This is a genomic window from Psychrobacter sp. ASPA161_6, from assembly GCF_051970285.1.
GTDB classification, from domain to species: domain Bacteria; phylum Pseudomonadota; class Gammaproteobacteria; order Pseudomonadales; family Moraxellaceae; genus Psychrobacter; species Psychrobacter glaciei.
Window position 1 is genome coordinate 403,442 of the sequence record NZ_JBEFNJ010000001.1, and the last position, 22,037, is coordinate 425,478.

19 protein-coding genes are annotated in these 22,037 nt (G+C 44.7%); 7 read left to right on the top strand and 12 right to left on the bottom strand.

Annotated elements, in window-relative coordinates; genetic code table 11:
* Nucleotides 1–224: 224 nt before the first annotated feature.
* Nucleotides 225–779: a carboxymuconolactone decarboxylase family protein gene (locus ACTQ9T_RS01715; RefSeq protein WP_189579932.1), complete on the bottom strand. Its 555-nt coding sequence runs from the start codon at nucleotides 777–779 to the stop codon at nucleotides 225–227.
* A 576-nt stretch (nucleotides 780–1,355) separates the two neighbouring features.
* Here ACTQ9T_RS01715 and ACTQ9T_RS01720 point away from each other — a divergent pair.
* The 6 genes from ACTQ9T_RS01720 (at nucleotide 1,356) to ACTQ9T_RS01745 (ending at nucleotide 8,194) form a co-directional block, all read left to right on the top strand.
* Nucleotides 1,356–2,027, top strand: coding sequence for a 2Fe-2S iron-sulfur cluster-binding protein (locus tag ACTQ9T_RS01720; protein WP_440463883.1), 672 nt, complete (start codon nucleotides 1,356–1,358; stop codon nucleotides 2,025–2,027).
* Nucleotides 2,024–3,016: an FAD binding domain-containing protein gene (locus ACTQ9T_RS01725; protein ID WP_440463884.1), complete on the top strand. Its 993-nt coding sequence runs from the start codon at nucleotides 2,024–2,026 to the stop codon at nucleotides 3,014–3,016. The genes ACTQ9T_RS01720 and ACTQ9T_RS01725 overlap by 4 nt, the downstream gene beginning before the upstream one ends.
* 2 nt (nucleotides 3,017–3,018) lie before the next feature.
* Nucleotides 3,019–5,457, top strand: a complete 2,439-nt coding sequence (locus ACTQ9T_RS01730) for a molybdopterin cofactor-binding domain-containing protein (protein ID WP_440463885.1) — start codon at nucleotides 3,019–3,021, stop codon at nucleotides 5,455–5,457.
* Between the two features lie 111 nt (nucleotides 5,458–5,568).
* The gene (locus tag ACTQ9T_RS01735) at nucleotides 5,569–6,882 is read left to right on the top strand and encodes an XdhC family protein (protein WP_440463886.1); all 1,314 of its coding nucleotides are present in this window, start codon (nucleotides 5,569–5,571) and stop codon (nucleotides 6,880–6,882) included.
* Nucleotides 6,879–7,583: a nucleotidyltransferase family protein gene (locus tag ACTQ9T_RS01740; RefSeq protein WP_440463887.1), complete on the top strand. Its 705-nt coding sequence runs from the start codon at nucleotides 6,879–6,881 to the stop codon at nucleotides 7,581–7,583. Before ACTQ9T_RS01735 ends, ACTQ9T_RS01740 begins: the two co-directional genes overlap by 4 nt.
* 56 nt (nucleotides 7,584–7,639) lie before the next feature.
* The gene (locus tag ACTQ9T_RS01745; protein WP_440463888.1) at nucleotides 7,640–8,194 is read left to right on the top strand and encodes a GNAT family N-acetyltransferase; all 555 of its coding nucleotides are present in this window, start codon (nucleotides 7,640–7,642) and stop codon (nucleotides 8,192–8,194) included.
* Nucleotides 8,195–8,224: 30 nt separating this feature from the next.
* Here ACTQ9T_RS01745 and ACTQ9T_RS01750 read toward each other — a convergent pair whose 3' ends face one another.
* The 6 genes from ACTQ9T_RS01750 to ACTQ9T_RS01775 form a co-directional block, all read right to left on the bottom strand.
* Entirely contained in the window at nucleotides 8,225–8,905 is a 681-nt protein-coding gene (locus tag ACTQ9T_RS01750; protein ID WP_440463889.1) for a class I SAM-dependent methyltransferase, read from the bottom strand.
* 385 nt (nucleotides 8,906–9,290) lie between these two features.
* On the bottom strand, nucleotides 9,291–9,905 hold the full coding sequence (locus tag ACTQ9T_RS01755; protein ID WP_440463890.1) for a hypothetical protein: 615 nt from the start codon (nucleotides 9,903–9,905) through the stop codon (nucleotides 9,291–9,293).
* Between the two features lie 140 nt (nucleotides 9,906–10,045).
* Complete coding sequence (locus ACTQ9T_RS01760; RefSeq protein WP_440463891.1) at nucleotides 10,046–10,669, bottom strand: hypothetical protein; 624 nt, start codon at nucleotides 10,667–10,669, stop codon at nucleotides 10,046–10,048.
* Nucleotides 10,670–10,680: 11 nt separating this feature from the next.
* Nucleotides 10,681–11,430 (bottom strand): PhnD/SsuA/transferrin family substrate-binding protein, encoded by a 750-nt coding sequence (locus tag ACTQ9T_RS01765; protein WP_201592333.1) that lies wholly within the window; start codon nucleotides 11,428–11,430, stop codon nucleotides 10,681–10,683.
* 3 nt (nucleotides 11,431–11,433) lie between these two features.
* Nucleotides 11,434–11,928: a PAS domain-containing protein gene (locus tag ACTQ9T_RS01770; RefSeq protein WP_440463892.1), complete on the bottom strand. Its 495-nt coding sequence runs from the start codon at nucleotides 11,926–11,928 to the stop codon at nucleotides 11,434–11,436.
* A 177-nt stretch (nucleotides 11,929–12,105) separates the two neighbouring features.
* Nucleotides 12,106–12,468 (bottom strand): roadblock/LC7 domain-containing protein, encoded by a 363-nt coding sequence (locus ACTQ9T_RS01775; RefSeq protein WP_189579969.1) that lies wholly within the window; start codon nucleotides 12,466–12,468, stop codon nucleotides 12,106–12,108.
* Between the two features lie 542 nt (nucleotides 12,469–13,010).
* Between ACTQ9T_RS01775 and gdhA the strand changes: the two genes are divergently transcribed.
* Nucleotides 13,011–14,357, top strand: a complete 1,347-nt coding sequence (gene gdhA, locus ACTQ9T_RS01780; RefSeq protein ID WP_440463893.1) for an NADP-specific glutamate dehydrogenase — start codon at nucleotides 13,011–13,013, stop codon at nucleotides 14,355–14,357.
* Nucleotides 14,358–14,711: 354 nt separating this feature from the next.
* On the opposite strand, the gene hutI is transcribed toward gdhA, so the two are convergent.
* From hutI to hutU, 5 genes are all read right to left on the bottom strand, one after another.
* Nucleotides 14,712–15,995 carry an imidazolonepropionase gene (gene hutI, locus ACTQ9T_RS01785; RefSeq protein WP_440464443.1) on the bottom strand — a complete coding sequence of 428 codons (1,284 nt, stop codon included), beginning with the start codon at nucleotides 15,993–15,995 and terminating at the stop codon, nucleotides 14,712–14,714.
* A 79-nt stretch (nucleotides 15,996–16,074) separates the two neighbouring features.
* Complete coding sequence (gene hutG / locus ACTQ9T_RS01790; protein ID WP_440463894.1) at nucleotides 16,075–17,121, bottom strand: formimidoylglutamase; 1,047 nt, start codon at nucleotides 17,119–17,121, stop codon at nucleotides 16,075–16,077.
* Between the two features lie 23 nt (nucleotides 17,122–17,144).
* The gene (gene hutH, locus ACTQ9T_RS01795) at nucleotides 17,145–18,707 is read right to left on the bottom strand and encodes a histidine ammonia-lyase (RefSeq protein ID WP_440463895.1); all 1,563 of its coding nucleotides are present in this window, start codon (nucleotides 18,705–18,707) and stop codon (nucleotides 17,145–17,147) included.
* Nucleotides 18,708–18,826: 119 nt separating this feature from the next.
* Nucleotides 18,827–20,191: a YjiH family protein gene (locus ACTQ9T_RS01800; RefSeq protein ID WP_440463896.1), complete on the bottom strand. Its 1,365-nt coding sequence runs from the start codon at nucleotides 20,189–20,191 to the stop codon at nucleotides 18,827–18,829.
* 32 nt (nucleotides 20,192–20,223) lie between these two features.
* Nucleotides 20,224–21,942 (bottom strand): urocanate hydratase, encoded by a 1,719-nt coding sequence (gene hutU, locus ACTQ9T_RS01805; RefSeq protein ID WP_440463897.1) that lies wholly within the window; start codon nucleotides 21,940–21,942, stop codon nucleotides 20,224–20,226.
* Between the last annotated feature and the right edge of the window lie 95 nt (nucleotides 21,943–22,037).

The window sequence follows — 22,037 nt, forward strand, 5'->3', positions numbered from 1 at the left end:
TGACATCATTTTTCTTGCTTACTATGCCTGCGCAGACAGAGGCTACAAAAAATTGATATCAGCAATACCGTCGCGTTTTTAGGATACTTTGACTATAACTACCGTCTTATTCAATAAGATTTTAACTGAAAAAACTGCTGCTCGATTGTTTTCGAACAGCAGTCTCTCTTACAGCAGTATAAAAACACCAGAGGGGTTATTACAACCCCAAATTGGCGGTTTAATTAGTCTGCTTTGTGCCATTCAAATTTTTGGAATGGCTTGTCGATTGGCGTGTTAGCAAGATGGTTGGTGTAATTGCTCATCACTTTTTGCGCCGCAGCAAGGACTACTTCTAGGATTTGACGTTTGGTAAAGCCAGCATCCAAGAATGCTTGTACAGCAGCATCATCTACGTTACCGCGACCACGGACTACAGAGAGTGTAAAGTCACGTAGCGCTTCTAATTTCTCAGTCGGTAGTGTAGTTTCATTGCGCAATGCTTCGGTGATGGCATCATCCACTTTCATGCTTTTGGCGATACCAGTATGTGCAGGTACGCAATAATGACAAGCATGCTCGACGTTGATGGTTTGCCAGACAACGGTGACTTCTTCGTCATCGAAACTGCTGTCCAAAAACAACTGATGTAGACGTTGATAGCCTTCAAGCAATCCAGGCGCTTCAGCCATCACAGCATGCAAGTTTGGAACCATGCCAAATGCTTTGATAGAAACGTCTAGCAAGTCTTTGCTCTCTGCTGGTGCGGTTTCTTTGTCGTGTAATGTAAATTCGGTCATACAAAATCCTTAAGATAAATAGTTGTTAGGTCGTTTTTAAAGTGTTGTAGCTTATATTTCTTAGAGTAGATACCTGAAATCAGATCTCTTAAAAAGGACAAGTCAATTTGAGTGAATACTCAATTTAACATGTCAATCTTCTCTAAGTGAATCAACTGCAACCACTATAAACAAATTTGAGTGATTGCTCAACAATGAATTGTGAAGATATATAGCCAATTTGTAACGGCACCAAAAATGTGACTCATAAAAGGATAATGACTATATTGAAGATTTTACCGAACACATTTAAAACTTGTTCGATTGTCTACTGACGAATATAGAAAACTGACCAATGTAAAAAAGAGTCATCATCATAAATAAGATGCCCGTTAGCAGCATCACTCATGTCTCGACATTCTCTATGATTAAAAACTACCTATGATTAAAAACTACCTATGATTAAAAACTACACTGTAATAACTACAAAGTAAAAACAAAACAACTTTTTTGATACGTCATAATAAATTTATCGATGCCGTCTTTTGAGGCGTATTTTACCATTCCATTATGTTCATCTGCCAGCGAGAAGCCAGCATGTCTACTTTGACCTTAACAATCAATAAACAGGATTATCAGCTCGATAATCTTGACGCCCGTACGACACTGCTCGACGTCTGTCGTCAGCACTTACGAATTACTGGACCTAAAAAAGGCTGTGACCACGGTCAATGCGGGGCTTGTACGATGCTCATCAATGGACGACGGGTTAATTCTTGTCTGACACTTGCCGTCATGCATGATGGGGATGACATCACAACGATTGAAGGCATCGGGATGCCGGATTCGTTATCAGAATTGCAACAAGCCTTTAAAGACAACGACGCATTTCAGTGCGGATATTGCACCCCAGGTCAGATTTGCTCAGCGACCGCATTGATAGAGGAGATCAAACAAAATTGGCCAAGCCATGTCAGCACAGACCTGCAACATCCTGATGGTCTCCTTGTACAAGAAATCGCTGAGCGCATGAGCGGTAATATCTGCCGCTGTTCTGCTTATCCCAATATTATTAAAGCCATCTCGCAAGTGCTGGAGAGTCAATTATCAGAGCCTAATATTCAAACAACTGACAATACTGCGCAACATTCAAGCGTAACAGGTATTTGGTCACCACCGCCTAGTGAGGCGCAACTCGGCAAAGTCTCAGCAAATAATAAGACGGTAAATAATAAAACAGCAACTGCTACAACAGGAGGCCGCTCATGAAACGCTTTGAATACAGTCGTGCTGATGCACCAGAGCAAGCCGCCATATCTGCCAGTGCCAAAGATGCGTCTTTTATCGCAGGTGGTACTAACTTATTAGACTTGATGAAACTAGAGATTGAGACGCCAATTAAATTGGTCGATATTACTCGTTTAGAGTTAGAACAAGTTGAAACCACTGCAGATGGTGGTTTGCGTATCGGCACGCTTGTGACCAATAGCGATTTGGCAGCGCATCCTGACGTTATTGCAAATTACCCAGTATTGTCCCGAGCGATTTTGGCAGGAGCGACAGGTCAGCTACGTAACAAAGCGACCACTGGCGGCAATTTCTTACAGCGTACTCGTTGCTATTATTTCTATCAAACAGACAGTGCCTGCAATAAGCGCGAACCGGGGACTGGTTGTCCTGCTGTCAATGGTGAAAACCGTACGCTGGCTATTTTAGGCACGAGCGATGCCTGTATTGCTCAGCACCCCTCTGATATGGCAGTGGCCATGCGCTTGCTGGATGCCACTATCGAAACAGTTAAGGCGGATGGCTCGACTCGTGCTATCGATGTAAAAGATTTTTATTGCTTGCCAAAAGACACGCCGCATATCGAAAACGTGTTGGAAGCAGGCGAGTTAATCACTCATGTTGTCTTACCTGCACCTGTCAAGGGCATGCATACTTATGACAAAGTACGAGATCGCGCTTCCTATGCCTTTGCGCTGGTATCTTGTGCCGCAGTAATAGATGCTGACGAAAACGGTAGTTTGAAAACGGTACGATTGGCGTTTGGCGGTATCGGGACTGAGCCATGGCGTAACGAAGAAGTTGAGGCATTATTAATGGACACCGATGGCAATAGTGACGTTATCACGCAAGCCGCCGATCTGTTATTGCATGATGCCAAAGGTAATGGTCAAAACGACTTTAAGATACCGTTGACGCGTCGCCTACTAAAACAAGTCATTCAGCGCGCACTAGCGGGCAAGGGAGCATAATCATGTCATTATTTGAATCAATTACTCAGTCAGAACCGACCAAAAAAATGACCATGGATGAGCCTGTCGAGTCTCTGTTTAGCAAAACGGCGAGCAAACTGGTCGGTAAGCCAATCAACCGTGTTGATGGCTCGTTAAAGGTTAGCGGTCAAGCGCATTATAGTGCCGAAATCCACTTAGATAATAAAGCCTACGGTGTTTTGGTCGGTGCGACCATTGCCAAAGGTCAAGTCGAGAACATTGATAGCAGTTCTTTAGACGGCATTCCTAATATTATCAAGGTTGTCACAGACCCTAAGCATTTCTTGCGTAATTCTCAGCAAGGCGGGTTAAAAAAGGCACCAAAGCAGGGAGCAACTGAGATTTTTTATCATGGTCAACCTATCGCTGTGGTCATCGCTGAAACTTTTGAAGCGGCAACAGAAGGGGCGAAGGCGCTTAAAGTTATTTATAAAGATGAGACTGAGCAAGCGGCATTGAATTTTACTAAAGAGCTGTCTAACGCCCATGCAGTCGATGAAAAAAAAGGCTCTGATAAAAATTATGTTCAAGGCGACCCAGAGCAAGGTTTAGCTGATGCAGAGGTGACGCTCGATCGCTTTTATCATACGCCAAGTCAAAACAGCTCTGCAATGGAGCCGCATGCGACATTGGCACATTGGGAAGGTGACAAGCTAATTCTCTATACTGCCAATCAAATGCTTGCGTCTTGCAAGCAGCAAGTCATGGACGCCTTAAACTTAAACAAAGACCAAGTTCAGTTAATCGCGCACTATGTCGGTGGTGGGTTTGGTAGCAAGCTAGGTATCGCCCCTGAATCTATTGCCGCTGCGATCGCTTCAAAAGAGCTTGGTCGTCCAATATTGATTACCATGACCCGTCCACAAGTCATGGAAGCGACAGTCAGACGCTCAAACACTCGTCAGCGCATTGCGATTGGCTGTGACAAGGATGGCGTTATCGATACTTTAATTCATGATACCGTTTCTAGCAATTTGCCTGGAGAGGCATTCTTTGAGCCGACTGCTTTATCTACTCATTACTTGTACCGCGGTAAAAACCGCCGTGTAAACTATGAAATGGTAGACATGAACCAAGTGCTATCAGGCTCGATGCGTGCGCCTGGTGAGGCGGTTGGCATGATTGCCGTTGAATGTGCGATGGATGAGTTGGCTTCACAATTAGATATTGATCCTATTGAGCTACGTCGCCGCAATGAACCCGAAAAAGATCCTAGTAAAGACATTCCGTTTTCGACGCGCCAGTTAATTGCCTGTATGGAACAAGGTGCTGAACAGTTCGGTTGGAGTCAGCGCAATGCCAAGCCTGCCAGTCAATTAGAAGGTGACTGGTGGATAGGCACGGGCATGGCTGCGGCAGCACGTGGGAATCAATTACAACCTTCTGAAGCACGCGCAACTCTACAAGTAGACAAGTCAAAAGCACTCGGTGTCAAAGCAGTTATCGAGACAGACATGACCGATATCGGTACAGGGTCTTATACGGTGTTCTCTCAAGTAGCCGCAGATTTACTAGGACTACCCATTGACCATATTGAGATGAAACTGGGTGATAGTGCATTTCCGCCCGCAGCAGGTTCAGGTGGTAGTTGGGGAGCGGCGAGTGCAGGTAGTGGCGTCTACCTCGCTTGTGAACAACTGCGTGAGATGCTGGCAGAAAAAGTGGGTCTATACCCTGATACGATTCAGCTAGATAATGGTCAAATTAAGCAAGTAGGCAAGCACGATCTAACTGTTATAGAGGCAGCCAAAGAGAACGGTCAAGCGTTCGCTGATAATACTATTGATAAGCTATCAGAAACCACAGGGATTTCATTATCAGAGAATGTATTAGAAGAACAGTCAGAATCAGAAAAATATAATTTTGAGAATACAGAGTTTTATGCGCTTGCCGACGTGGTCGCGGGCTATGATGAGCAAAAAATCAGTGCCAAAGGTCAAATAAAGCCAGGTAAGAATGGTAAGAAGTATCGTCAATCCTCTTTTGGCGCGAACTTCGCTGAAGTAGCCGTCCACAAAGTCACGGGCGAGATTCGAGTGAAACGTATGACGGGTGCATTTGCCGCAGGTCGTATTCTTAACCACAAAACAGCGACTTCGCAATGTTATGGCGGCATGGTGTTTGGTATTGGTTCAGCATTGATGGAAGAGGTCATCCACGATAAACGTGATGGTCGTCTGTGTAATCATGACCTTGCTGAGTACCACGTCCCCGTCAATGCAGATGTACCGCAGTTGGATGTGATATTGGTCGAAGAGGATGATCCTTATACCAACCCGATGCATATCAAAGGTATCGGTGAGACCGCGATTGCTGGCGCTGCTGCCGCGATTGCTAACGCTGTCTATAATGCAGTCGGTGTACGTGTATATGATTTTCCGATTACCCTCGATAAGCTGCTTTATGAGATGCCAGAGTAATTTTTTAAGCCATATGTACGACAGGAACCCGCTTAATGAGCGGGTTTTTATAACTCAATCAGCAGTATATTTCATCATTATCAAAAAAATAAATATCAAATACGAGGCGTTATGAATCAAGTCGCTGACATTCTTGAGCTGGCAAGTACGGCTAAGCAGCAAGGCATTGATGCTGTACTGGCAACGGTCGTACGCACCGAGGGCTCAGCGTATCGTCGTGCTGGCGCGATGATGCTCATCTGTGAGGATGGTCGTTCAGTTGGAATGATTAGTGGTGGTTGCTTGGAGCCGCATATTATCAAACGTGCCTTTTGGCTCACGCGTGACGGTGCCACTGTGCAAGTCTATCAGACAGGCGACGATATTGAATATGCTGACAATGGTCAAGCGAAAGCAGGCGCTAATAAAAATGAAACTAAGCATGATATATATAATGAGCCAGATAGCGATTTAGACGACGTGGACTTTGATGAGTTAAATTTCGGCTTGGGCTGTAATGGGCGAGTGCATGTATTATTTGAGCGACTAACGACAGCAATGCCATTGTTAGCGACAATTCGTCAAGTTCGACGTAATCAGCAGCCGATTACTATGGCTACTTTAATTCGCGCTAATGATTGGCAGCATCAAGATTCTGTATCGCAAAAAAATGATAATTTAAAAATTGGTCTGCGCATTAATTTAGATGAATATCACAACTCGAAAGTCTTCTTAGAACAAGAGACAACAGATGCTTCAAGCGTACTTACCGATACTGTGAAGGAATTAGCAGAATATAAGCTGTCTAATAAAAATGCCGAACATGTGACGGTGGAAAACGGCAAGGCAACAACAGAATGGCTCGTGCAAAGCCTGCAACCACAATTGCGTCTCCTAATTTGCGGAGCGGGTAATGATGTGATGCCGCTGGTGACCATGGCCAAGCTACAAGATTGGCATGTGACAGTTATAGATAGTCGCGCGCAATATGCGACGCGCATGCGGTTTCCTCAAGCGGATACGGTGATGTCGCTATCTTTAGATGACAGTGAGACTTTGCTTCAGCTGAGCCATAACGCAGCAGTCGCTCTAATGTCACACAGCTTGACCCAAGATCGTGCTCGTCTAGCGATACTGCTCGAGCATGCAAACAATTATAAATACTTAGGGCAATTGGGGCCGCGCTATCGTACCGAACGTTTAATCAAGGAAATTAGCATAAACCTTAGTAATCCTACTATGTTAGAAGCTGGTATTCATAAATTGCATTATCCGATTGGCTATAAGTTAGGAGGCGACGGCCCTGAGGCACTCGCGCTCGGTATCATGGCAGAGATAAATGCGGTCATGCACAATCAAATCCCAATAGAAGGCGGCTCGTACAATAATTCTTCAAATATCCCAGCGATGAGTAGCGATACGGATATTGTATCGAGTATCGTATGAACAGCAGTATTTCTATAGAAAACATTGAACGACAAGGCCAAAATCATACGGTCATCATACTGGCAAGTGGCCTCAGTCAGCGTCTCGGTCAACCCAAACAGCTGCTCGTTAAGAATAGTGAGCCATTAATTCGATACATGATCCGATTGGCATTGAGCACCAACCCGCCAGTTATCGTTGTTGTCATTCCTGATAATCATCATTCAATTGCTAGTGTAATTACAGAGTTGGCTGTGCAGTACCCAACGGTTCAAATAGTAGTGAACCCGAAACCTGAAACGGGTATGGCGGATAGTTTACGTTTGGGTATTGAGACAATTGCGGCTTTTGAATCGATTTCAATCGATCGAGTGCTCATCATGGGAGTGGATCAAGTACTATTAGATGAGTCTCATTTAACATCATTGCTAGCGAGCAAGAAGCTTGTAGTAGCCAGTCGCTATCATAATTGGCAAGGTTTAGAAAAACACCAAAGTCTGCATAAAGGTGCATCTGATATCATAGGTTTACCTTTAGCAATTAACTATAAATTGCTTAGACAGTGGCAGTCAGCATTGATAGGCGATAAAGGGCTTCGTAACCTAATCAGAGGATTGCTTGCCGATCAAATAGGTATGGTCGATAATGACCAACTTAGCTACGACATTGATACGCCTGAGCAGCTAGCGTATGCAAAACAACAAGGCTGGCTCGATGGTTAGCTTTACGAATATAATTTATCCCAAACCATGAGACGCGAGAGAATAAAGTTATAAATATGATAGAAACCGACCGTCTGTACCTCAGACAATGGCAAGCAAGCGACTTTGCGACCTTTGCCGACATGAATGCTGATCCAGAAGTAATGCAATACTTTCCTAAGCTATTAACCTCTAAAGTAAGCGATATCATCGCCAATAAGTGCCAGCAGCTTATTGCAGATAATGGCTGGGGGCTTTGGGCAGTTAGCCTAAAAGTTGATGAAGAAAATAGCGGTGGCTTTATCGGGTTTGTTGGATTAAACGATACGCATGCTGATATGTCGTTTGCCCCTGCGGTTGAGATTGCTTGGCGGTTACATAGTGACTATTGGGGACAAGGGTATGCTACTGAAGCAGCTCGTGCGTCTTTAAATTTTGCCTTTACTGAGCTGGGGCTTGAGGAAGTGGTTTCATTTACCGCGGTCATTAATAAGCGCTCGCAACTGATCATGCAGCGCATTGGTATGACGGATACGCAAGACAATTTCTATCATCCTGCGCTCAAATCAACACATCCACTTGCTGAGCATGTGTTGTACAAGATATCTCGTCAGCAGTGGCAAAATATATAGAAAACTTGCCATAAAACTGCTCTGTATTGTTTATTCGTTTTGACCAGTCTCAACCCGCGAAAATGTCAAAATGTGTCCCTTAAAAGGCAAGTCTAGATAAGTAGTATTCTCGGGCTTGACATGCTTGCTGCTAAAGCCAAATTCAGTCATCTTGTTGGTCAGCTTGTTTTTGCGACCACGCCCAGGATCGACCACGATGACCTCGCAGGTTGGCAGAGCATGACGGTCAATGAACTCAGCCAGTATATCAATATGTTGGTCTTCATAGAGTAAGTCACTGCCGATAATCATATCAAACTTGCCAAGATGGCTATTGTCTTCTGCCCAGTCTAAACGCTCAAAATTGATCTCTTTGTTATTATTCAGCGTGGTATTTCTATCAAGGAAATACTCAACCGTTGGATGATAGTCGGTCGCTGTGATGTCAGCATGTCTGTGATTGAGTAGCAGACTAGAGAGCGCCATACCGCAGCCAACTTCCAAAATACGTTTGCCTGCAATATCGTAATCGAGCATATGATTGGCCAGTACCAAGCTTGACGGCCATATTACCCCAAACATTGGCCAAGAAGCCGAGCAAATGCCCAAATTCAACGCTTCATCGTCAGGGTCACTAAATTGTTGGTTGTCACGCAGGGTGCAAATATGGATATCGGTGTTGCCAATTTCAATCGTTTGATAACGCACGCGCACAGTGGTCAGCGAAGTCATAAACTGTCCTAAAAATAAGCAAGAATGCAAAGTTTGGCAGAGGTTGCCACTTTCAGTAAGGTAGGACGTTGGACGAGGTGATTTAAATCTTGGAGGCTTTATATTTTGTAGAAGCTAGGGTTTTATGGAAACTTAAACAGCGGTAAGAAAACATCTTACATGCATGAGAGGAGTATGACCTAAACGTTGACAAGTTGTTGTTAATTCTGAGGGTATTCTTATTACTGTGTGAAATTGACTAGAATTAGAAAGCAGTAGAAAAATGAATGGCATGAGAAGAGTTGGTGTAAGAGACGGCAGTGCGCTTAATTTTATATAAGCGTACTGAGTATTATTCTAGTGTGAAAGGTTGATGTTGAGCAGTATATCAATTGGTTCAACTGAATTAATTGAGAAACCTTAATCCAGAGGTTTTTAGTGCCCATACCAGCTCTACAAAGGCGCGGCTATTGGTCAAAGGTTCGCCATCGATGATGAGAACGTAGCCAGCATTATCTATCCATAAAAACACAAAGCTGGTCTCAGGAATGAGCAGATCGACCTGCTGAAAGAATGAGATAGCTTGGCTTTCTACTGCCCACCCACGTTGCTTTTGTCGTAGCATAAATCCTGAAAAATCAGCTGCCGCGACACTGAGCATATCTGCTTCTTCTTGGCTGTAGCCAATACGTGCCAAGCAAAACCCTTCATCAGAGCCAATGGCAGCACGGCGTTTGCCCGATAAGCTGGCAACCACATAGGGTAAAAACTGATCTAGTGGCAGATTTGGTGCTGGCAATAGGAGAGACAGTTTTTCAATCCAGCCATGTTCTATAAAGCTCTGTAGCCATTCATCAGAATAACGCTGGAGCCAATCAGCAGCGAGCAATGTCTGATCATAAGACAATAAATCCTGTAATGCCAGCTGCTCAACAGTCGGTTCGTTTTGTGAAAATGCTTCAAAAATACCGGCTGGGGTCAGAGTCAAATATGTTTTAGCAGCATTTAAATAAGAAGACATAGTAACTACCATTATGATGAAGGTTATAGAGTGGTGATAAATTAGTTTTTCATATAGTTGAATTCAAATGATTTCGATACAAGGAAACTGAGCGCAAGTTATACATTAATATGCTTAGCGAGGATGACGATGTAGCGGATTTATATGGATTTGGCTATAGTTTGATCAAGGTGCTGTTGGCAATCATCCCAACGTGTATCGAACTGCCAATCACTTTTGCCCAAGCGAAACCATACTAAGGAAAACGCCAAACGATCATTGCGCGCGATACAGTGGGCAAAAAACTCATTTTCGATTTGCTCAATCGTGCCCCAATCTTTGTCATCACGCGCTTGGATCAGCTCCGTCGTGATGTCTTTAGCGATTTCTTTGGCATCATCGCTGCTGATACGCAGCCGTTGTTTTTGCTCATTTAGAGAAGGAGATATCAATACGCTCCAGCGGGTCGCGAGCATACTATTGCGTTGAATATATCTTTTCTTATCGATACAGTCGCGGAACCCTTGTTGAATATGAGGGTACAGGCGATCTTTGACACGAATAAACAAGTTGTTTACATCGTAAGGAATGTCATACCAACAGCCATAAAAGAAGTCTGCAACAGCACCTTGCAGCGGTTCTCTTTCAGTCAATAGTAGCGCTGCATTGATACGTTGTTCATGAAAGTGACGGTTGTTGGGTGCCAAAAATACTTTGCGCGAGTAAAACCGAAATGCTCGGTGCGCGACTTTCTCATTCTCTTTGATAAGGTCTACATCAGACATAATGGTGTTCCTCAGTCCAGCAAGGTCTGCATCAAATCTATCATAAATTCGGCGTCTTCTTCGTTCATCGCCTCAAACCCTTGCGGCATACCAAGCTCGGCCAAGGCTTTTTTACCATCATCATCGTTGTGCAGATTGAGAATGGCTTCTATAAATATTTGTGCATCAGGGAAGCCGTCTTTGATAAGTAGCACGTGGCTGATGTCAGCCAAGTCACTTTCGATAAGTACGGATAGCTGGGTCTTGGTCAACCGCGAAAAGCTATGAAAAATCTCTGCCAAAAAGAACGCGGCTTGGGCATCCCCTTTAATGACTTTGCGGGCAGCTGCCTGATAGGTTTCAGTGACATCCCATGTCAGATCAGATTCTTCGATATCAACCGCTTCTAGCAATCGTAAGCCAATCAGTTTGACATCTCGGTTGTCTGCCATGGCGATGGTAGCGCCAGCCTGAATGTCTTCTAAGTGGTTAATGTCGCTATTTGCAGCAGCGGCAATGACCATTTCATCAGACTTTCCGATAGGGCGGGCGACCGCACGGTAGCCTTGTTCACGGATTAGGGTGGCTGCGTCAAAGGGATTGGCATAAATGACCTGAATGTCACCCGCATTAATGACTTGCTCTTGTTCAGCATGTGATGCGGGGATGTTTAAGTGCATATTTAAGTTGGCACGTTTTTGAATCAACGTATTGAACATGTGCCAGCCTGCAAAACGCTCAGGCGAAAAATCTGGGGCGATTAACATATTGTGTGTCGTCATGATTTAGCCTTCCTCGTTTTGTTTCATTTGGGCATATTGCGCCATTGCCGCTTCGATTTTGCTGCGTGATGGCTTGCGTCGTACGGATGTATAGCCGACGGTTTCGCCATGACGAACGTTAGGTACGACGGTTGCATAGACCCAATAATGACTACCATCTTTGCATAAGTTTTTGACGTAGCCATGCCATTTTTGCCCTGCTTCGGCAGTGTCCCACAGATCTTTATAAGCCGCTTTTGGCATGTCAGGATGGCGCAAAATGTAATGCTGTTGGCCAATCAATTCATCCACATGGTAACCGCTAATCTGAACAAAAGCATCGTTGACGTGTGTGAGTATGCCATCCAAATCGGTACGCGAGACAATCAATTTGCCATCTGGATAAGGGCGTTCGATACCCGTGTCATAGACAGTCCGCAACGTGCCATCATGGTAAGTCAGGGTAATCTGTTCGGCAGGCATATCAGGCTTGTGTGCATCAGGGATTGGAGAACCCATGGTCATCTCCTTCATTGGTCGTTATGTAGTTAATCTTCTATAAATTGGATACGGTGTCAGCCTTGCTTAGCCTACTACTTGTAGTACTTTCACCCGGCTTCCTTGTATCCAAATTATATTGAACCGACTATGTTTATAGTAATTAAAAAGCGAATAAATTCGATAAGCAGTCGCCAATCAAATGAGCTTTGCAAGGGCTTCTGAGGCACGTTTGATATCTAAGAATATCAAACCAAGCTTGGCATTTGGTTTTGCCATAATAGTGAGCACCGCCTCATCTCCCGATGACGTCATAATAACGTAGCCTTTTTCACCCTGAATCATAATACGATCGATACTGCCACGCGCCAACTCACGACCTGCACGATCACCCAACGATAATAGTGCTGCTGACATAGCACCCACACGGTCTTCATCGATACCAGTTGGTAGAGCTGAAGCAATCATCAGACCATCGTTAGAGATTAGGGCAGATGCTTCAACATCTGCTGATGAGCTGTTTAGGTCTTCTAGTATCTGTTGAAATGAATCGGTACGCATATCGCTTTCTCTGTACTGGTGATTGGTTTGTATTTATGAACTAGCTAAATTAGCCAGAAATATCCTTGTTATAAGAAAGGTATTATAATTCCTTACTAATAATATTGATATACATTTGCTCAATAAAAAGCGAGTTTTTTGGTATTTTTTACCGTTTATCATCAAATATTTTCCTTTTGTCTTTATTTTTTAGAGAGAAATGGCATTTTTCTATTATGTCTAGTCGATGAGCGGTTAAACGTGACAGCTCAAATTTAGCCAACAAAAATTGCTTATAGAGTTTTATGATGGATATATTTACTAGACTTATCAGTCTTAAAGATGATATATAGTTGTAAGATGAAAAATGTTGTCACTTCTAAATTTGCCATATAAGCACAAATTCAGTCAGCTTTTTTAATCCCATTTGTCTCTATACAGAACCTTGTATAGGGGCGATTTTAGTTTTACGTCAGCGTTCGTAATCCTCTTATCCGTTGTGATATGACGTGACGCTGACGTAAGTAAATATGATCCCCAGTTTTATCCTAAGGAAGAGACGTATGAGTATCAGTCAGGCCATCGAAAAAATCGAAGCACGTTATGCGCATCAGCCAGAGTTTATTCAAGCAGTAAAAGAGGTGGCGATTACGATTCAACCTTTATACGATGCTCATCCTGAATATAGTGCATTGAAAGTATTTGAGCGTTTGGTGGAGCCTGATCGGGTATTTGGTTTTCGTGTTAATTGGGAAGATGATAAAGGCGACGTGCAAGTCAATCGTGGCTGGCGCGTGCAGTTCTGTAATGCGTTAGGCCCTTATAAAGGCGGTCTTAGGTTTCATCCTACCGTCAATCAGTCGGTATTAAAGTTCTTAGGCTTTGAGCAAATTTTCAAAAATGCCCTAACTGGCTTGCCTATTGGTGGCGGTAAAGGCGGGTCAGATTTTGATCCTAAAGGCAAAACAGATAGCGAGATTCGCCGTTTTTGCTATGCTTTTATGCGTGAGCTACATCATTATGTGAGCAAAGACATGGATGTGCCTGCCGGTGACATCGGCGTCGGTGGTCGAGAAGTCAGCTACATGTTTGCAATGTATAAGAATTTAACACGTGAATCAACAGGGGTTATCACTGGAAAAGGCGTGGGCTTCGGTGGTAGCTTGATGCGTACGGAAGCGACTGGCTATGGTGCGGTTTATTTCTTAGAAAATATGCTTCTCGCCCAAAATGACACGCTCAAAGGTAAAAAGGTGCTGATATCAGGGGCAGGTAATGTCTCATTGCACGCTGCCGAAAAAGTGAATGCACTTGGTGGTATGGCAATAACTGTGTCTGATTCGCAAGGGACTTTGCATGATGAAAAAGGCCTTAATCAAGAAAAAATAGATTGGCTCAAAAAGCAAAAACAGCATAATAAACCATTGGCAGAGTATGTTGAAGTCTATGGTGGAGAGTGGCTTGCTAAACAAAAACCGTGGCAGTTTAAGGCTGATATTGCAATTCCATGCGCCACTCAAAACGAAGTCAATGAAGCTGATGCCAAATTGTTGGTCGAAAATGGTGTCAAGTACGTGGTCGAAGGCGCTAATATGCCGCTCACTGCTGAAGCGATTGATTATATCCGTTTGCACCGTGTCCATTATGCACCTGGTAAAGCGGCCAATGCTGGCGGGGTTGCAGTATCTGCGCTTGAAATGTCGCAAAACTCTGTCCGTCAGTATCAAACCTTTGAGCAAGTCGATGAGCGTCTAAAAGGTATTATGAAAGATATCCACGACAGTGCTGCGAATGCTTCAGAACAATATGGTCAAACTGACAATGGTTATGTCGATTATATGGCTGGTGCCAATATGGTTGGCTTCAAACGTGTGGCTGATGCGTTGGTCGCTTTTGGTATTTTGAACTAGTCTTACTTATAAGTGGTAAACAAGCCTTAGTGGTTGGTTAATATGGACAAATAGCAAAGCCCCAATCATTGAATGGTTGGGGCTTTTTAATTGAGATAAATCAAGATGAGTTATAGTCAGTTCAGAATAATATCGATATATTACTTATGGTCAAAGAACTCTAAAATGGGTACAAGGCAGCCGACTGTAGATTGTACAAGTAGTGCATCTAAGGAGGGTAACGCCGTAGCGGTTTAGTAGTTCACCGACTATAGATGCGACTGGTATAAATTTTCCTTGCTTGCTGCTATTACAGAGGCTACGAAAAATTCATCCCAACCACACTGTCTCTGTTTTAACGTAAATCCACTCTAGCTATATCATCTCGCGCCATTTCCCTTGAATCATAATGCCTTGGATAGGATTTAGTCCCATCTGATAGGCCAGATCAGCAGGACGGGCAATATCCCATAGCGCCAAATCAGCATCACAGCCCACTTCTACTTTTCCTTTATTAGATAATCCTAAAGCCTGTGCTGCATAAACGGTTGAGCCTGCTAATACTTCTTCAGGTGTCAGATAAAATAACGTACAGCCCATATTCATCGTTAATAAAAGCGACGTTAACGGTGAGGTGCCAGGATTACAGTCAGTTGAAATAGCTATAGGAACTTGGTGCTTACGTAATGCCTCAATCGGCGGCAACTTGGTGTCACGTAGCGTATAAAACGCCCCTGGCAATATTACTGCAACTGTATTGCTAGCGGCCATTTTCTTAATATCATCCTCTGACAAGTGTTCCAGATGATCGCTCGATAACCCTTTATATTCAGCCACTAAGGCGCTACCACCTATATCAGATAGCTGCTCAGAGTGCAGTTTGACGGGAAGATCTAATGAACGCGCTACCTCAAAAACATGCCTAATTTGCTCAGTATTAAAGGCGATGTTTTCACAGAAACCATCGACCGCATCGACTAAGCCTTCTGTATGTAGAATTGGTAGCCACTCACAGACTTGCTCGATGTAGTCGTCTGCACGATTTTTGTACTCAGGGGGTAGGGCGTGCGCCGCTAGATAAGTTGTGCTCACATGAATATCGTATTTCTCTCCTAGCTGACGGGCGACCGTCAGCATTTTGCGCTCCGTGTCTAAGTCCAAGCCATAGCCAGACTTGATTTCGATACTGGTAACGCCTTCTTTCATAAGTGCGACTAAGCGTTTCTCACTTTGTGCAAATAGCGATTCAATACTGGCGGCGCGGGTAGCACTGACCGTCGCGACGATACCGCCGCCTTGTGCTGCAATGTCTTGATAGCTAGCGCCTTGCAAACGTGCTTCAAATTCATTACTACGGTTGCCACCATAAACGATATGCGTATGGCAATCGATGAGTCCCGGGGTTATCCATTTGCCATCCACATCTGTGATTTGATGGTCTGGATATTTAGGCAAATGAGCAGTGATTTGATCCTGTGCACCAATCCAAGCAGTTTTACCGTCTTTAATACCGATGGCAGCGTTCAGTAGCTGTCCGTATGGATTACTATCAGTTTGATTGTCGGAGTAAATATCAAACCCGTATTGCGTTGAAAAGGTAGCGATATTGGCGTTAATAATGATGTGGTCAAATGATGTCATAGTAGACTCGTCTAGCATCTGTTCTGTAGAGTTTTTCAATACGGAGTTCTTTGATTTATTCATAATATGCTCCTAAATTATTGGGAGGCTAATGTATTTAAGTGATAATTAAATGCTGCTCTACAATAGTTGCTAGTAAGCGAGCAGCAACTTTGCAGCTACGACTGTCAATATCAAAGGTAGGGTTAATCTCAGCAATGTCTGCCATTTTTACTTTGCCTGATGCCATGATGATTTTGACCATGCGCTCAACGAAACCTAGTTCAATGCCGTAAGCGGCAGGTGCACTCACACCGGGTATAACACTGGCAGGAAAGCAGTCCATATCGATGGTTAAATATACGATATCGACCTGATCTACAAAGATTTTGACCCGCTCAGCAAGTGTATCCCAAGCCTGATAATGACAGTCTTCATCACTAATAACCTGTACGCCCAATTGCTTAGCGCGATCAAAGAGCGCTGCCGTATTAGAGAATCGACTGACGCCGATACAGCAATAGTGAAAGGGCTGATCGTATGCGTCAAGATGCTCGAAAATTTGACGAAATGGTGTTCCAGAGGTCGCTACATCAGACTGACGAATATCAAGATGGGCATCAAAATTAATAATCCCGATAGTAGGCATGGCATTTGTTTTGCTGGTATTTTCTAAGGCCTGCCATAATCCCAAAAAACTACCATAAGCGATGGCATGACCACCGCCAAGTCCGATGGGCAAACCACCTTGTTTGATAACATTGCTCACTGCATCGGCATATTTGATCTGAGCTTGCTCAAGAGTGCTTTCGGCAAAGCCATCATTATCATCACAATAAATGTCACCAGCATCACCCAACAAAGTTGATAATTGACCATCAAAACGTTGTTGCAATTCAGCGATGACTGGCAGCGTAGCAAAGGCTCGACGAATCAATGGCGGAGCAGATCTAGCGCCCACGCGGCCTTGATTGCGTCTGACGCCTTGATCACATGCAAAGCCAATTAGCCCAATATTTTGATCCTCATAAGGCTGAGCAAGCTGATACCAATAACGGGCGCGTGCAGTCTCAAACGGCTCTGCGCGTCCTGTCCATTGGGTCATATCAGCAGGTGTATGGCTAATGCGTGTGGTAGTCGTTGCTGTTGTTCTCGTTATTGTCATTGCTGTTTTCCGCCCATTAATCTTTATTTAGACTCGTACCAATCGCTGCGTAGTGACTGCCAATGTTCAGCAAGCGTACCGTCTAATACTAACTGCTTGGCCGCTTCGATATCAGGGGCGAGGTAGCGATCTTTATCATAGAAAGTCACTTGCTCACGTAGTTTTTGATGTGCGACTGTCAACGGCTCTGAGGTGTCTAGACCGCGATGGAAATCAATTCCTTGACCGGCAGCCAATAGCTCAATACCAATAATGGTGGCAGTGTTTTGCGCCATCTCGTATAGGCGGCGTGCGCAATAGGTCGCCATTGAGACATGATCTTCTTGGTTGGCAGAAGTCGGGATACTATCGACGCTACCAGGATGGGCGATAGATTTGTTTTCTGAGGCCAGTGCCGCTGCGGTCACATGGGCAATCATAAAGCCTGAGTTTACTCCAGCGTTATCCACTAGGAATGGCGGTAAGCCACCTGACAAAGTCGCATCGATTAGCAAAGCGACACGGCGCTCAGACATAGAGCCAATCTCGGCGATTGCCAAGGCCAAAATATCAGCGGCAAAAGCGACTGGCTCAGCATGGAAGTTACCGCCTGATATGGCGACAGGACCATCTTCGTTATTAAAGATAAGTGGGTTGTCGGTTACGGCATTGGATTCGATCAATAGCGTTTTACCTGCTTGATTGATGATATCGAGACAGGCTCCCATGACTTGTGGCTGGCAACGCAGGCAGTAAGGGTCTTGTACTCGATCATCCTGCTCGCCATCATGCGAGGCACGAATGGCACTGCCTTTGATTAATTGACGATGTGCTTTGGCGATTTCAATTTGACCATGATGCCCACGTACTTCGTGAATACGCGCATCAAATGGTGAGTCCGATCCTTTGGCCGCATCAATTGACAGGGAGCCAACGATAGTCGCTGTCTCCAGCAAGTCACGCGCTAAGAAATAACCCCGTAATGCCAATGCGGTTGAGACTTGCGTGCCGTTGATAAGTGCGAGGCCTTCTTTGGCTGCTAGGGTAATTGGCTCAAGTCCATGCTGTGCTAGCGCGTCTGCTGCAGGCACTTTTTCGCCAGCTACAAACACATCGCCTTCACCCATCATTGCAAGCGTCATGTGTGATAAAGGCGCTAAATCACCAGAGGCACCAACAGAGCCTTTTGCCGGAATGTTTGGCGTGATTTGATTATTGATTAAGGCAAGTAAGCTGTCCACTACCTCGCGGCGTACGCCTGATACCCCTTGCGCTAGGCTGGCCACTTTCATCACCATAATCAGTCGCACCACGCCGTCTGGTAACGCTTCACCAGTACCCACAGAGTGAGAAACGATTAGGTTGCGCTGAAGTAGCTCAAGTTGGTCATCACTGATACGCGTCTTTGCTAATAGGCCAAAACCAGTATTGATGCCATAGGCACTTTTGTCTCGTGCAATGATGGTACGCACATCTTCGTGTGAGGCATCTATTGCGGCATAAGCACTCTCAGGTAGTGTAAATATGACAGGCTGCTCATAGATATCACGTAGCATTTTAAAGCTAAGCTGGCGAGGGTGTAGGGTTAGTTGTTTGATATTATTCATAGGGGTAATCCTAGTTTTGTAAGCAGTATGGGTTATATTATTTTTGATTCGTATCTTTTTAAAATGAAGTTGTTGAAAGTTTTTAATCAACGAAATATCTATTATTGGGTTTGAATTTTTTAGCCAATCCAATTGAAGTACATAGCCAGATGTCCGAATGCTGCAGCCAATAAAATACTGAATACCACGCGCTCGAACCAAATGATGACCATTTTGCCAACAGAGATAGGAATCTCGGTCGCAAGCACACACGGAATCATGGCTGAGAAGAACAGCACACTGCTAATGGAAATGACCCCTGCGACATAGCGTGTCAGAATATCTGCCTCACTTAGTAGTAATGCTGGCAAGAACATCTCAGCCAATCCCGCTGACATTCCTTTGGCAGCGACGAGCGGTTCTGGTAAGCCGCCAAGCCATGTAAAGGGATAAAGCAGCAAGCCCAAGGCATCGAACACGGGCGTATATTTTGCTAATAGCAATCCTGTTAAGCCGACCGCGATGATAGATGGCACAATGGCGGCTGCCATCGTCAGACCATCACGAAAGTTAGACCATAAGATTTGTTTGAGGTCAGTGGCACGGCGCGAAGTAGACAAGCCTAAATCAAATGCTGCTGCTAACCGTGTACCACGTTTATGATCTAAAGCGGGACGTTCGACATGATCATCAAAGAGACTGATAGGTGGAATACGAGCGGTAATCGCAGTGACAATAAAGGTAATTACTAGCGTAGACCAAAAGAACACATTCCAAAACTCCATCAATCCAAGCGTTTTGGCAACAATCACCATGAATGCCGCTGATACAGTCGAAAACCCAGTCGCAATGATAATGGCTTCACGCGCTGAATATTGCTTTTGTAAATACACACGATTGGTGATGAGCAAACCAATGGAGTAGCTACCGACAAAGGAAGCAACGGCATCAATCGCTGATGAGCCTGGGGTTTTCCAAATAGGTTTCATAATTGGCTGCATAAGCACACCAACCATTTCTAGTAAGCCAAAACCAACCAAGAATGCCAATATCAATGCCCCAATTGGCACAATCATACCGACTGGTAATGCTAATTTTTCAAACAAAAACGGCAGCATGTCCTTTTCCATCATAAAGGCAGGCGCTACGTCAGCCACATACATCACTGCCAGTATCAGACCAATGATTTTAAAAGCAGTCATAATCATATGGGTGATATTTTTACGCCATGAGCCATCGATAAATGGCTTACTCACGCCATAGAGCATGAGTAAAAACAATAATGTCACGGATAAGGTTTGCTGCTGAGTCACCAGATAGGTCGCGCCATGATCGAACAAAATCGTGCTTTTTTCACCAATGGTAAAGGGTACGAAAAACATGACTAAACCGATCGCACTGAATACGATCAGCTGTATTAATGCAATAGGGGTTGATAGTAGTTTTTTCGATGATGTCGTTGTACTTTCATCGTTCAGACTAGATGTCGTATTTTGCTCAATCATATTATCCTCCTTGATAAAATGTGCTTGACAGGCTACTTAATCATTGGCAAATTCAAACCATACTCTTTCGCTGTTTTAATCGCCAGCTCATAACCTGCATCGGCATGACGCATGACCCCTGAGCCGCAGTCATTGACCAGTACTCGCGATAAGCGTTTGGCTGCCGCGTCTGTACCATCTGCGACAATGACCATACCTGAATGCTGCGAGTAGCCCATGCCAACACCGCCGCCATGATGCAGTGATACCCAAGTCGCACCGCCCGCGACATTGAGCATGCCGTTCAATAGCGCCCAATCAGATACGGCGTCTGAGCCATCTTTCATGCTTTCTGTTTCGCGGTTTGGACTGGCAACTGAACCTGTATCTAAATGGTCGCGACCAATGACGATAGGGCCTTTTAGCTCACCGTTCTTGACCATCTCATTAAATGCCAAGCCTGCTTTATCACGCTCACCAAGCCCTAACCAGCAGATACGGGCAGGCAGGCCTTGGAACTGAATACGCTCTTTTGCCATATCTAACCAGCGATGGATATGCTTGTTTTCAGGGAACAGCTCTTTGATTTTTTGATCAGTCTTATAGATATCTTCTGGATCGCCTGATAGTGCTACCCAGCGGAATGGGCCTTTACCTTGGCAAAACAGCGGACGAATATACGCAGGGACAAAACCTGGAAAATTAAAGGCATCTTTAACCCCTTCATCAAAAGCGACCTGACGGATGTTATTACCGTAATCAGTCGCTGGAATGTCCATCGCTTGCAAATCCAAAATTGCTTGTACATGTACCGCACAAGATTGAGCAGCTGCTTTGGTCAATGCTGCATGTTGCTCTGAATCTTCTTGGGCGGCTTTCCATTCTTCTACGGTCCAGCCGCTTGGTAGATAGCCATTGATCAAATCATGCGCTGAGGTTTGGTCGGTGACCAAATCAGGTTTCATGCCACCAGCGTTAGCGCACTTGACCATCTCAGGCAGGATATCTGCAGCATTACCAAGGAGGGCGATAGAGACCGCTTCGCCAGCATCAGTATGTTGTTTAATCAATTCATAAGCATGGTCAAGGTTGTCTGCTTGCTTATCGACATAACCCGTACGCAAACGGAAATCGATACTAGACTGCTGACATTCGATGTTCAGTGAGGTTGCACCAGCAAAGGTTGCGGCTAGTGGTTGCGCGCCGCCCATACCACCCAGACCAGCGGTCAAAATCCAACGGCCTGCCCAGCTGCCATCATAATGCTGACGACCCGCTTCAACAAAAGTCTCATACGTACCTTGGACGATGCCTTGAGTGCCGATATAAATCCAGCTACCCGCGGTCATCTGACCATACATCATTAAGTCTTTGCGATCGAGCTCGTTGAAGTGCTCCCACGTCGCCCAGCGCGGCACAAGGTTGGAATTGGCAATCAACACGCGTGGCGCGTTTTCATGCGTTTGAAATACGCCTACTGGTTTGCCTGATTGCACCAATAACGTCTCATCATCTTCTAATTCTTTTAATGACTCTAAGATTTGATCATAGCTTTCCCAGTTGCGGGCTGCGCGTCCGATACCACCATAGACGACTAGGCTTTTTGGGTTTTCCGCCACATCAGGATGCAAGTTGTTTTGCAGCATACGATAAGGGGCTTCAGTCAGCCAGCTTTTGCAATGTAGGGTGCTGCCAGTAGGCGCAGCGATTTCGCGGCTTTCGTCACGGCGGGTCAGCTTAGTCTCTTTGTTGGTTCCGTGGTCAGTCGTCATGATCATATCCTTGTGATAGCGAATAGGGCAATACAGTAATCAAAGTAAGTGTTTTACAGTCAGGCTATAAACGCAGCAAAATATCGAGTAGATAA

What these genes read in the sequence shown, in the direction of transcription:
- hutH (WP_440463895.1), bottom strand. Translation starts at nt 18,707, where the DNA reads ATGAATAATATCAAACAACTAACCCTACACCCTCGCCAGCTTAGCTTT.
- ACTQ9T_RS01770 (WP_440463892.1), bottom strand. Translation starts at nt 11,928, where the DNA reads ATGGGTTCTCCAATCCCTGATGCACACAAGCCTGATATGCCTGCCGAA.
- ACTQ9T_RS01760 (WP_440463891.1), bottom strand. Translation starts at nt 10,669, where the DNA reads ATGTCTGATGTAGACCTTATCAAAGAGAATGAGAAAGTCGCGCACCGA.
- ACTQ9T_RS01800 (WP_440463896.1), bottom strand. Translation starts at nt 20,191, where the DNA reads ATGATTGAGCAAAATACGACATCTAGTCTGAACGATGAAAGTACAACG.
- hutG (WP_440463894.1), bottom strand. Translation starts at nt 17,121, where the DNA reads ATGACAATAACGAGAACAACAGCAACGACTACCACACGCATTAGCCAT.
- hutI (WP_440464443.1), bottom strand. Translation starts at nt 15,995, where the DNA reads ATGCTAGACGAGTCTACTATGACATCATTTGACCACATCATTATTAAC.
- ACTQ9T_RS01725 (WP_440463884.1), top strand. Translation starts at nt 2,024, where the DNA reads ATGAAACGCTTTGAATACAGTCGTGCTGATGCACCAGAGCAAGCCGCC.
- ACTQ9T_RS01720 (WP_440463883.1), top strand. Translation starts at nt 1,356, where the DNA reads ATGTCTACTTTGACCTTAACAATCAATAAACAGGATTATCAGCTCGAT.
- ACTQ9T_RS01755 (WP_440463890.1), bottom strand. Translation starts at nt 9,905, where the DNA reads ATGTCTTCTTATTTAAATGCTGCTAAAACATATTTGACTCTGACCCCA.
- ACTQ9T_RS01750 (WP_440463889.1), bottom strand. Translation starts at nt 8,905, where the DNA reads ATGACTTCGCTGACCACTGTGCGCGTGCGTTATCAAACGATTGAAATT.
- ACTQ9T_RS01730 (WP_440463885.1), top strand. Translation starts at nt 3,019, where the DNA reads ATGTCATTATTTGAATCAATTACTCAGTCAGAACCGACCAAAAAAATG.
- ACTQ9T_RS01775 (WP_189579969.1), bottom strand. Translation starts at nt 12,468, where the DNA reads ATGCGTACCGATTCATTTCAACAGATACTAGAAGACCTAAACAGCTCA.
- ACTQ9T_RS01765 (WP_201592333.1), bottom strand. Translation starts at nt 11,430, where the DNA reads ATGACGACACACAATATGTTAATCGCCCCAGATTTTTCGCCTGAGCGT.
- ACTQ9T_RS01740 (WP_440463887.1), top strand. Translation starts at nt 6,879, where the DNA reads ATGAACAGCAGTATTTCTATAGAAAACATTGAACGACAAGGCCAAAAT.
- ACTQ9T_RS01715 (WP_189579932.1), bottom strand. Translation starts at nt 779, where the DNA reads ATGACCGAATTTACATTACACGACAAAGAAACCGCACCAGCAGAGAGC.
- ACTQ9T_RS01745 (WP_440463888.1), top strand. Translation starts at nt 7,640, where the DNA reads ATGATAGAAACCGACCGTCTGTACCTCAGACAATGGCAAGCAAGCGAC.
- gdhA (WP_440463893.1), top strand. Translation starts at nt 13,011, where the DNA reads ATGAGTATCAGTCAGGCCATCGAAAAAATCGAAGCACGTTATGCGCAT.
- hutU (WP_440463897.1), bottom strand. Translation starts at nt 21,942, where the DNA reads ATGACGACTGACCACGGAACCAACAAAGAGACTAAGCTGACCCGCCGT.
- ACTQ9T_RS01735 (WP_440463886.1), top strand. Translation starts at nt 5,569, where the DNA reads ATGAATCAAGTCGCTGACATTCTTGAGCTGGCAAGTACGGCTAAGCAG.